The organism is Sphingobium boeckii (genome assembly GCF_014199215.1).
Lineage (GTDB): Bacteria > Pseudomonadota > Alphaproteobacteria > Sphingomonadales > Sphingomonadaceae > Sphingobium_A > Sphingobium_A boeckii.
In genome coordinates, this window is record NZ_JACIJC010000001.1 from 443,101 (window position 1) to 453,662 (window position 10,562).

Below are 10,562 nucleotides of genomic sequence, written 5' to 3' on the forward strand. Positions count from 1 at the left end.
GGTTCAGCCGAACTTCACCGGAGGCGCCTTGTCCGAACCCGGTTGCGCCTGGAAGGGCACCATCGGCTGCGCGCCATGGATGATCTTGGCGCCGATCATGTCCGGGAAGGTGCGGATGCGGGTGTTATAGCTCTGCACCGCCTCGTTATAATCCTTGATAGAGACGTTGATCCGGTTTTCTGTGCCTTCGAGTTGCGATTGCAGCGCCAGGAAATTCTCGTTCGATTTCAGCTCGGGATAGGCTTCGGTGATGCTGCGGAAATTGACGAGCGCGGCCGATACCGCGCCCTGCGCATCCTGAAATGCCTTCACCTTGGCCGGATCGTTCAGATCGGCCGGATTGAGCGTGGTCTGCGTCGCCTTGGCGCGCGCCTCGGTCACTTGGACCAGCACATCGCTTTCCTGCTTGGCGAAGCCCTTCACGGTTTCGACGAGATTGGGGATCAGATCCGCGCGGCGCTGATAATCCGCCTGCACGTTCGCCCATTTCGCCTTGGCATTTTCCTCGGCGGTGGGAACGCTGTTGATCCCGCAGCCGGCCACGGACACGGCGATGGCCGGTGCAAGCAAGGCGAGGCGGAGGCGATTGTCGATCATGAATGTCCTTTCGGGGAACTGCTCTACGCGCACAATACAGCGCCGACTTGCGCTCCGCAATCAATCTTGCGTTGATCGCGATATCGGGCGAGATTGGCGCATAACAAGGGAGCGTTTCATGATTCAGGAATTCAAGGCCTTCATCTCGCGCGGCAACGTCCTCGATCTTGCCGTCGCGGTGATCATTGGTGCGGCCTTCGGGAAGATCGTCACCTCGCTGACGGAAGATCTGGTCATGCCATTGATCGGGGCGATCTTCGGCAATGTCGATTTCTCCTCGAAATTCGTGCTGCTGGGCGCGGTTCCCGCCAATTATGCCGGCTCGCTGAGCGATTACGCGGCGCTCAAGGCGGCGGGCGTGCCGCTGTTCGGCTATGGCGCGTTCCTCACCGCGATCATCAATTTCATGATTATCGCCTTTGCGATCTTCCTTGTGGTGAAGGCCGCCAACAAGGTTCAAAAGCCCGCCGAAACGTCCGCTGGGCCGACGGAAGTCGAATTGCTGACGGAGATCAGGGACGCGCTGAAGAAGTAAGGGCCGAAGCCCCCGGGGCTTTTGCGATCTTGAACAGGGCACCGCGATCGGTGTGCCACATCAACTCGTAATCGTCATTGTCCTTTGGCCAGGTGTTGCGCGGCACGTCCATCAGCCAGAGATAGTCAAAAGCCGCCTTCGGCACCTGCGCCAAGGCTTCGTTAAGTTGGCGCGGCGCGTCATTGGCGCAAATGTCGCCATTTTGTGATACTTCGCGGTTGCCGGTCTCAAATGTGCCAGCCTGCGGGTAATGCACGTCCAGCAACTGGGCACCTTGACCATCGAACTGGTCGTTGATGAAGGCCTCCTTCCTCACGATGGCGATGCCGGTCAGGTGGGAGAGGCGCGTTCTGTTCCAATTGTCCGGATCGTTTTCGCAATGTCTTCCGACGAAGGAAATGATCGCACGCCCTTGTTCGACATGATCGAGCGCGGCGAGATGATCTTCATATTGCACATTGCTCAGAGCCAGGCTCCAGGTCGTGGCCGTGAGCCGCATCGCGAAAAAAGCCAGACCGATTGCCGCAAGCGCCGATTGGCGATTCGGTGCCAGTTTTGCACTGGGGCTGATCGATAAAATCATCAGCGCTACGGCGTAAGGCGCAAATCTCACGCAGGCGAAATAGCAGCCGAAGATCGCAATCGGCAGGATCAAATGGGCCGCGATGAGCGCCAGCGCCGGGGCTGCGAGCGTCATCTCGATCTTCAGGAATCGACGGATAAGAGTCAGCAGGAGCAAAACCGCGATGACAATAGACGACAAGATATCCAAAGTGATCCAACGATCGCGAAACAGCATCGCAAACCATTTCATCTTCTCTTTCCAGTCCAGCCATCCGAAGAGAGCGGTTTCTCCGCTGGCCTGCCAAAAAAGAAGAACGAGCGGCAGGGCCAGTGGCAGGCATGAGACAATGGTGCTTCTGGCGGCCGCAAACACAGTGCGGCCTTCTTTGAGGTTTTTGGCCAATTCATAGGACAGGATCATCAGGCCGAGCGCCGCCCATCCGATGAAATGGCTGATCCAGATGGCGAATGAAAAAACGATGGCTGTGATGGCGCGGAGCTTGATTCGGTTCGCCAGCTTTATCCAAAGCCATAACGCCACCAGCGCCAGCGCCATGGCCATGCTGTAGTTCACGAAACCCATCATGAACGGAAAATTATAGGCCAGAGGAAGCGCAAAAAATGCGGTAGGCGGAAGGCGGCCGTGAACCTCCCGTGCGATCATCAGCATCGCCATCGCGGTCATGGTGGGGATCACGATCACCACGGCCTTCGTCGCCAATTCCACACCCAGGAGCGGCGTCATGGCGAAAACGAGGAGATCAACGCCCAGATTGGCTGTGAGCGCCCAATTAAAATCGTAATAATGCTTCAAAAATGGCGAATGCCCGATTTCGGACTGGATATAATATCGGCCCATATGCGCGGGTAGATCGACCAACGGCGGAATGGCGGGCCACAGCAGAGGAACGGCACTGCAAAAAACGAGAATCCACAGCAGAGCGCTATTGTGCCACCACGCCTTTTGAGCCGCCATCTGATCCATTTTTTCCCCGCTTGCCGCGTCAAGATAGCACAGATTATCAGCAGTTTGGCAAGATACCGCGATGCAGCATCCGTAATCGTGTTGCTGTGGCACAGAAAATAACTTGAGCGTCTGCGGCCCGCCACGTCTTCCCATCCGCCGGCATCATGCCTATATCGCAATTGTCGGATTCGTCCGGCTATGGCGATAAATGATGCCGTGTAATAGATGCAGCGGACCCGGGGGCAGTACCCGGCGGCTCCACCACAAACCCCGGTAACGGGGCTTCTGACGGGGCCGAACCAGGATCGACGTGTATTCAAAGACGGTGTTTTTGCCCGGCCTGAATGAGCCGTTAAACCGTTCAAAACCACAAGTGCAAACGATAACGAAGCACTCGCTCTCGCAGCGTAATTGAGGGGGCTTCACCGCCCCTGACATTATCCTAAAAGAACGCGGTTCGGGCCGAACCGGGCAACAGAATCGGATTCCAGCGGCCTCGGGGGGGCCGGGCAACAGAACCCCCCGACCATCCATAATTAATAGGAAGGCCGGCCGCGCAAAATGCCGCGGGTCATTCAACTCGTCGCAAATTTCGGAACTCTTTGTGCGCCCGGCGCTTCTTCCGGTTCCGCCGCGATCATCGCGGCCCTTAATGCAGGGGTAGGACATGAAGACAGTTTTCAAGTCGATGGCAATCGCCAGTCTGGTCGCGCTCGCCGCTTGCGGCGGCAAGGGCGATGATGCTCTGGCCGACAATGTAGAGGAAGCCGCGGATAACGCAGCCGATAATCTGGACGCGATGGCGGACAATACGACGAATGAAGCGGCCGCCGATTCGCTGGAGCGCCAGGCCGATACCACGCGCGAAGTGGGCGAAGCCAAGGCCGACGCCATTGACGATGCCGATGTGAACGCAGCAGCGCTGCCTAGCAACGCGATGTAATCAAGCTATCGACGCGATGTCATCAAACATCGCCATTTCCCGACTCTCGGCCGGTGCAGCATCCCCCCGCTGCACCGGCCTGTTTTTTATGCGGGCAGCATCAATCGCGCCGTTGTTCTGTCTTCCTGGACGAGCATGAATTCTCCGCCCAATTGGCGAGACAGGGTCTGCGCGATCCGCAGGCCCAGGCTCTGGCTCTTCTCCAGTGAAAATCCCTGTGGCAGCCCGCGTCCGTTATCCCGGATCTCTAGCATCACCTTGCCCCGCGTGGAGCGGCCATAGCTGATATCGATCTCGCCGCCCCTGTCGGAGGTAAAGCCATGTTCAAGGGCATTGGCGATCGATTCTGCGATGATCAGGGCTATCGGAATGGCGGAATCGGGCGCGAGGATCATATCGTCGGCGACGTCGCAACGGCATGTGATATCCGTGCGCCCGCTGGCCTCCAGCAGATCGCCGCAGAGCGATTCCAGAAACGGCTTCACGCCCAATTGCGTGCCGTTGGGATCGTGCAACTGCCGTCCGATCTTGCCGATCAGCGCCAGCCGGTTGGCCGCTTCGTCAAGCGCAGCGCGCGCCCTTTCGTCCGTCACATCGCGTTTTTGCAGGCTGAGCAGCGCGGCGACCACCTGGAGATTGTTGGACACGCGGTGCTGAAGTTCGCTGAACAGCAATTCGCGGTTCTCGGCGAGCTTCCGATTGGCTTCGCGTTCGCGTGCGGCGGATGCCACGAAGCGTTGCAGCCAGTGGATCAGCACGATCTGGGTCGCCACCACGAAAATGAAGAAAGTCAGCGCCATCGCCACGCCGGGATCGAACGCGAGGCTGTTCAGCGGGATGATGAAGAAATACCACGCCAGCAAGCCGCACAGGACCGCGCAGAGACTGCCCTGCTTCCAGCCCAGCAGCAGCGTGACGATCACGATGACGGGAAAGAAGGTGAGGAAAGGATAGCCCGGCGGCATCCAGGGTGCTGCCAGCAAGCGCACGCCAAGACCAATGCCCGCGGCCGCGATGGCCGTCATGGCTCCCAGAAAGGGGTTGCCGGTCATTAGCGGCAGGCGTTCGACAAATCTCTGTATCTTGCCCGGCATATTCGGTCCCACTCTAAGTGGGATGTAACACTTATCGTCGATGGAGCCAGCGCAATCGGCGTAAGCCTTTGTAAAAAAAGAAAAGGGGCCAGAAGGCCCCTTTTCCCTAACCAAAGATCCGAACGATCAATCGTCGTCACGCTTCAGGAAAGCGGGCGCGAATTCAGGCGCGGGGCCGTCATCATTGCCACCTTCGCGGCGAGGCGCACGATCGCCGCCGTCACGACGCGGGCCACGACCGGCACCGCCATCACGACGCGGACCACGATCACCGCGGTCGCCACCGTCACGGCGCGGGCCGCGATCCGGGCGATCGCCGCGCGGACGCTCTTCGCGGGCCGAGCGGGTATCTTCCAGCTCTTCACCGGTTTCCTGATCGACGACGCGCATCGACAGGCGAACCTTGCCGCGCGGATCGATTTCGAGAACCTTGACCTTTACTTCCTGGCCTTCGGACAGGACGTCGGAGACCTTCTCGGTGCGCTCGTTGCGGATTTCCGAAACGTGCACCAGGCCGTCCTTGCCGCCCATGAAGTTCACGAAAGCACCGAAATCGACGAGATTGACGACCTTGCCGTTATAGACCTTGCCCACTTCGGCTTCCTCGACGATGCCGAGAATCCACTTACGCGCGGCTTCGATCTGGTTGATGTCGGACGAGCTGATCTTGATCAGGCCTTCATCGTCGATATCCACCTTGGCGCCGGTTTCGGCGACGATTTCGCGGATCACCTTGCCGCCCGTGCCGATGACTTCACGGATCTTCGACTTGTCGATCTGCAAAGTTTCGATGCGCGGTGCGTGGGCCGAAAGCTCGGTGCGCGTGCTGTCGAGCGCCTTGGCCATTTCGACCAGGATATGCGCGCGACCTTCGGCAGCCTGCTTCAGAGCCTGCTTCATGATCTCTTCGGTGATGCCGGAGATCTTGATGTCCATCTGCATCGTGGTGATGCCTTCGGACGTGCCTGCCACCTTGAAATCCATGTCGCCCAGATGATCTTCGTCACCCAGGATGTCGCTGATCACGGCGAAATCCTTGCCTTCCAGGATCAGGCCCATGGCGATGCCCGAAACCGGACGCTTGAGCGGAACGCCGGCATCCATCATCGAGAGCGAACCGCCGCAGACGGTGGCCATCGAAGACGAGCCGTTGGACTCGGTGATGTCGCTCAGAACGCGGATCGTGTAGGGGAATTCGTCCTTGCTCGGCAGCACGGGGTGCAGCGCACGCCATGCCAATTTGCCATGACCCACTTCACGACGGCCCGGCGCGCCGAAGCGGCCGACTTCACCCACCGAATAAGGGGGGAAGTTATAGTGAAGCATGAAGTTCGAATAGCTCAGACCATTCAGGCCATCGACCATCTGCTCGGCATCCTTGGTGCCCAGCGTGGTGGTGCAGATGGACTGGGTTTCGCCGCGCGTGAACAGCGCCGAACCATGCGTGCGGGGCAGGAAGCCCACGATCGCTTCGATCGGACGGATCTGCGTGGTGGTGCGGCCATCGATGCGCTGGCCATCCTTGAGGATGGCGGTGCGGACGATTTCGGCTTCCAGCTTCTTGACCAGCTTCTGCGCGGCCATCTGATCCTGCGGCGCGGCATCGGCAAACGCTGCCTTCGCCTTGGCGCGGGCTTCGTTCAGCGCGTTCGAACGGGCGGACTTGTCGGTCAGCTTGTAGGCCGCCGTGATATCCTTGCCGATCAGCTTCTTGAGCTTGTCCTTGGCAGCCGAAAGATCGGCCTGCGCCGCCATCGGCCAGGGATCCTTGGCAGCCTGTTCGGCCAGATCGATGATCGCCTTGATCACGGTCTGGATGCCGCGGTGCGCGAACATCACCGCGCCCAGCATCACCTCTTCCGAAAGCTCCTTGGCTTCGGATTCGACCATCATCACGGCGTCATGCGTACCGGCCACGACGAGATCGAGATCGCCGGCGGCAACCTGTTCGTCGGTCGGGTTCAGAATGTATTCGCCTTCGACATAGCCGACGCGTGCCGATGCGATCGGACCCATGAAGGGTACGCCAGAAAGCGTCAGGGCTGCAGACGCCGCAACCATCGCCAAAACGTCGGGCTCATTCTCGCCATCATAGCTCAGAACCTGGCAGATGACGTTGATTTCGTTGTAGAAACCTTCGGGGAAAAGCGGACGGATCGGACGATCGATCAGGCGGGAAACCAGCGTTTCCTTTTCCGTGGCGCCGCGCTCGCGCTTGAAGAAGCCGCCGGGGATGCGGCCGGCAGCCGAATATTTTTCCTGATAGTGAACGGTGAGCGGGAAGAAATCCTGCCCTTCCTTCACCGACTTCGCAGCCGTGACGGCGCAAAGGACGACGGTTTCGCCGAGGGTCGCCATCACGGCGCCATCAGCCTGGCGGGCAACGCGGCCCGTTTCGAGTTTGAGGGTTTGTCCGCCCCACTCGATTTCTACTGTCTTCATGTTGAACATTTGATTTCCTTACGTCCGGCCGCCAGATGCGTGCCGGTGCCTTTTGCGCAGGCCGGTATGGCCCGCTTGTATGACGGAACTGTGATTGTCCGCCGTCTCCGCCAAATGCCGAATTGCATCTGGCCGGAATATGCGAACGGCCCCGCGAGGGGGCCGCTCAGGTTACTTGCGAAGACCCAGCTTCGCGATGAGATCGGTGTAGCGCTTCGTGTCTTTCTTTTTCAGATAGTCCAGAAGGCTGCGACGGTTGTTGACCATCATGAGCAGGCCGCGGCGGGAATGGTTATCCTTGTGGTGGCCTTTGAAATGCTCGGTCAGGTTCACGATGCGCTCGGTGAGGATGGCGACCTGAACTTCGGGGCTGCCGGTATCGCCTTCGGCGCGGCCATGTTCCTTGATCAGTGCGTCTTTGCGCTCAGCGGTAATCGTCATAAATCTGTTTCCCTCGACATCCGTTACAGGTTGAAACCACGCACCACCCGAACCTCCGGTCCGGAAACCTCCACAAGCGCAACCGGCGTTTCCGCTTCGGTGGCGAGGTGAAGGCCTTGGTGAGCAGTGATCCCGATCAAGATCTGCCCCTGGCGGAGCAGCCTTGCCTGATCGGGGGAGACGGGTAGGGCCGGGATGTCGTCCAGTCCTGCCGTCAGAGGCAAATGAATGTCCTCAAGCGTGCGGGCCATAGCGTGCTCGCCCAGTTTGTCCAGCGAAATCGCGTGATCCAGCGTGAACGGACCGGCCTTGATACGGCGGAGCATCGTCACATGACCCACCGTGCCCAGCGCCAAAGCGATATCGCGCGCGAGGCTCCGGATATAGGTGCCCTTGGAGACATGGGCAGTGAGGGTGATGCTGTCCAAGGGTAGGGAAGGGGCTTCGACAGCCTCAGCCCGAACGGGCGAGGAGGATACAGACGTTTCCAAATCCGCTCGGGCTGAGCCTGTCGAAGCCTCTTGCTTTATTGCTAGCTGGTGGATGAGCACATCGCGCGTCTTCAGTACCACCTCTTCTCCGGCGCGCGCCAGATCATAGGCCCGTTTCCCATCCACCTTGAGCGCGGAATAGGCCGGCGGCATCTGCACGATCGGCCCGGTGAAGCGGGGCAATATCGCCAGCACATCGGCCAGCATCGGCCGCGCATCGCTTGCCGCGATTGCCTTGCCCTCCAGGTCCAGCGTGTCGGTCTGCACGCCAAAGCCAATCGTAAAATCATAGATCTTGTCGCTGTCCAGCATCCGCCCGGCGAGCTTGGTCGCCTCGCCCAAAGCGATCGGCAGCACCCCCGTTGCCAGCGGATCGAGCGTGCCGCCATGGCCCACCTTCACCTTGGGATAGCCGCCGTCGCGCAGCGCGCGCTTCACTGCGGAGACGCCCTGGGTCGAACCAAGGCCAAGGGGTTTGTCGATGATGATCCAGCCGTGCATCCGCAGCCTCTAGCCGCAGCCAGCGTCAAAGTCAGCCGCGCGATTTCGCCTTCCGGGGCGGCGGGGCCGAGCGGACCAGGCTGGCCAGCGGACAGCGCCAGCCCTGCGCCCGCAGCGCGCCGAATTTATCGAGCTGGTCCGCAGCCGATGTCTCAAAGCCGATCACGTCGGCGCTATTGAGCCGGGGGCAATTGCCGAGCGTTCTGGCATAATACCAGTTGCCATTGATCCCGCGGATATAAAGCCCGCGGTCGCCATCCGCCTTATAGTCCTGAATGCCGTCACGGCTGGCGAAGGGGATCGAAGTTTCGGCGATCGGCAGCGCGCCGGCTTTGCTGGCCCGCGCCGATTCGATCGACGCGCCGATCACGCCGGATGCCAGCGCTGCGAAACCGATAAACCCGGCGATAAGATGCTTTCTGGACATGACGCCAACCTAAGCAATCCAGCCTTAACCGGCGCTGACCGTTGCCCCGTCATCAGCCAGAATCGCATAGAGGGCGGTATCGCGTACATGGCCGTTCCAGGTGATCCGTTCCTGTCGCAACACACCCTCCTTCACGCCGCCGATCTTCTCGACCGCCGCGATTGAACGACCGTTGCGCACATCGATGCGGAATTCGATCCGGCGGAAACCGGCGGTGAAGGCGCGGGCAATCAGCAGTTGCTTGATGCGGCGGTTCAGTCCCGTGCCGCGCTGATCGGGCTGCATATAGGTGCCGCCGATCTCAAGTGTCTGGCGGTCCAGAGCGATATTGAGATAGCCGGACATGCCGATGACCCGTCCGTCCAGAATCAATGCGAACGGGCAGCGCGCCGGATTGGCGAGGATCGCATCGAAAGCGGGATCGAAATCGTCTCCGATCAGCCTGGAAGGATAAATGTCCCAGATTTCGCGATCGGCGGCGCACGCCGCGCGCAACCCTTCGCGATGCGCCTCGGCAAGCTGTTCGAGCCGCAAATTCCCATCGTCGATCGGCGCCAGCAGCGGCTCAAGCCCGGCCATCGACACGCTCCATATAATGTTTGCGGCACAACGCCATATAGCGGTCATTCCCGCCGATCTCGGTCTGATCGCCCTCGCGGATCGCCCGGCCATTGCCGTCCACACGCAGGTTCATCGTCGCCTTGCGCCCGCATTCGCAGATCGCCTTCAATTCAACGAGCGTATCCGCCAGCCCGAGCAATGCGGCGCTGCCCTCAAACAGCACCGCCTGAAAATCCGTGCGCAGACCATAAGCCAGCACCGGAATGTTCATCTGATCGCAAATGCCAGCAAGCTGGAACACCTGCGCGCGCGTCAGGAATTGCGCCTCATCCACCAGGATGCAGTTCAGCGGCCGCGTGGCATGTTCGGCCTCGACGCAGGCGCGCAGGTCCGTCTCCGCGTCGAAACACGTCGCGTCGGCCTCAAGTCCGATCCGTGAAGTGATCTTCCCCGCCCGATAGCGATCATCGATCGCCGCGGTGAAGAGCATGGTCTCCATCCCGCGCTCCTGATAATTGAAGCTGGACTGGAGCAGCGTGGTCGATTTGCCTGCGTTCATCGAGGCGTAATAGAAATAGAGCTTGGCCATGGATCAGGCTTCCGGATCGAGATCCTGCGCGACCTTCGGCTGCTTGAGCAGCGTATCGATATGGCTGCCCTCGTCGAAGCTGTCGTCCGCCAGGAATTTGAGCTTGGCGGCGTATTTTGTGTTCACGCGCTGCGCGACTTCGCTCTGCAGATAGGCGGTGTTGGTGCGCAGCGCCTTCAGCACGGCGGCTTCGTCCCTGCCCAGCAACGGCTTCATGAACACGGTCGCATGGCGCAGATCGGAAGACATGCGTACTTCGGTGATCGAAACGACATGCTTGGCCAGCGTCTCGTCATGCACGTCGCCGCGCGCGAGGATATCGGACAGCGCATGACGCACCTGTTCGCCCACGCGGAGCAGGCGAACGGTTCTTTTTTCGGCGGTCTCGTTCTGGCGCATTTCTTCTCCCT

General features: G+C 60.1%; 12 protein-coding genes and 1 other RNA gene. 3 read left to right on the forward strand and 10 right to left on the reverse strand.

The genetic code is table 11. The features are described 5' to 3' along the window. Nucleotides 1-3: 3 nt before the first annotated feature. Nucleotides 4-597, reverse strand: a complete 594-nt coding sequence (locus tag FHS49_RS02265; RefSeq protein ID WP_184014781.1) for a LemA family protein — start codon at nt 595-597, stop codon at nt 4-6. A gap of 118 nt (nt 598-715) precedes the next feature. Here FHS49_RS02265 and mscL point away from each other — a divergent pair, with 118 nt between their 5' ends. Next, the gene (gene mscL, locus FHS49_RS02270; protein ID WP_184014783.1) at nt 716-1,132 is read left to right on the forward strand and encodes a large conductance mechanosensitive channel protein MscL; all 417 of its coding nucleotides are present in this window, start codon (nt 716-718) and stop codon (nt 1,130-1,132) included. Here mscL and FHS49_RS02275 read toward each other — a convergent pair. Continuing rightward, the gene (locus FHS49_RS02275) at nt 1,110-2,681 is read right to left on the reverse strand and encodes a hypothetical protein (protein ID WP_184014785.1); all 1,572 of its coding nucleotides are present in this window, start codon (nt 2,679-2,681) and stop codon (nt 1,110-1,112) included. The genes mscL and FHS49_RS02275 overlap by 23 nt on opposite strands. 124 nt (nt 2,682-2,805) lie before the next feature. Between FHS49_RS02275 and ssrA the strand changes: the two genes are divergently transcribed. Then, nucleotides 2,806-3,152: a transfer-messenger RNA gene (gene ssrA / locus FHS49_RS02280) on the forward strand. Between the two features lie 178 nt (nt 3,153-3,330). Then, on the forward strand, nt 3,331-3,606 hold the full coding sequence (locus FHS49_RS02285) for a hypothetical protein (RefSeq protein WP_184014788.1): 276 nt from the start codon (nt 3,331-3,333) through the stop codon (nt 3,604-3,606). 86 nt (nt 3,607-3,692) lie between these two features. Here FHS49_RS02285 and FHS49_RS02290 read toward each other — a convergent pair whose 3' ends face one another. The 8 genes from FHS49_RS02290 to rbfA all read right to left on the reverse strand — a co-directional run bounded on the left by FHS49_RS02290 (nt 3,693) and on the right by rbfA (nt 10,551). Beyond that, nucleotides 3,693-4,631, reverse strand: a complete 939-nt coding sequence (locus FHS49_RS02290) for a sensor histidine kinase (protein ID WP_184014790.1) — start codon at nt 4,629-4,631, stop codon at nt 3,693-3,695. A gap of 195 nt (nt 4,632-4,826) precedes the next feature. Next, nucleotides 4,827-7,151: a polyribonucleotide nucleotidyltransferase gene (gene pnp / locus FHS49_RS02295; protein ID WP_184014792.1), complete on the reverse strand. Its 2,325-nt coding sequence runs from the start codon at nt 7,149-7,151 to the stop codon at nt 4,827-4,829. A gap of 162 nt (nt 7,152-7,313) precedes the next feature. Then, complete coding sequence (gene rpsO / locus FHS49_RS02300) at nt 7,314-7,583, reverse strand: 30S ribosomal protein S15 (RefSeq protein WP_184014800.1); 270 nt, start codon at nt 7,581-7,583, stop codon at nt 7,314-7,316. Between the two features lie 23 nt (nt 7,584-7,606). Further along, nucleotides 7,607-8,575 (reverse strand): tRNA pseudouridine(55) synthase TruB, encoded by a 969-nt coding sequence (gene truB, locus FHS49_RS02305; RefSeq protein WP_184014802.1) that lies wholly within the window; start codon nt 8,573-8,575, stop codon nt 7,607-7,609. Nucleotides 8,576-8,606: 31 nt separating this feature from the next. Further along, the gene (locus tag FHS49_RS02310) at nt 8,607-9,002 is read right to left on the reverse strand and encodes a hypothetical protein (RefSeq protein WP_184014804.1); all 396 of its coding nucleotides are present in this window, start codon (nt 9,000-9,002) and stop codon (nt 8,607-8,609) included. 24 nt (nt 9,003-9,026) lie between these two features. Beyond that, the gene (locus FHS49_RS02315; RefSeq protein ID WP_184014806.1) at nt 9,027-9,581 is read right to left on the reverse strand and encodes a GNAT family N-acetyltransferase; all 555 of its coding nucleotides are present in this window, start codon (nt 9,579-9,581) and stop codon (nt 9,027-9,029) included. Beyond that, entirely contained in the window at nt 9,568-10,152 is a 585-nt protein-coding gene (locus FHS49_RS02320; protein WP_184014808.1) for a thymidine kinase, read from the reverse strand. Before FHS49_RS02320 ends, FHS49_RS02315 begins: the two co-directional genes overlap by 14 nt. Nucleotides 10,153-10,155: 3 nt before the next feature. Then, nucleotides 10,156-10,551 carry a 30S ribosome-binding factor RbfA gene (rbfA, locus tag FHS49_RS02325; protein ID WP_184014810.1) on the reverse strand — a complete coding sequence of 132 codons (396 nt, stop codon included), beginning with the start codon at nt 10,549-10,551 and terminating at the stop codon, nt 10,156-10,158. Between the last annotated feature and the right edge of the window lie 11 nt (nt 10,552-10,562).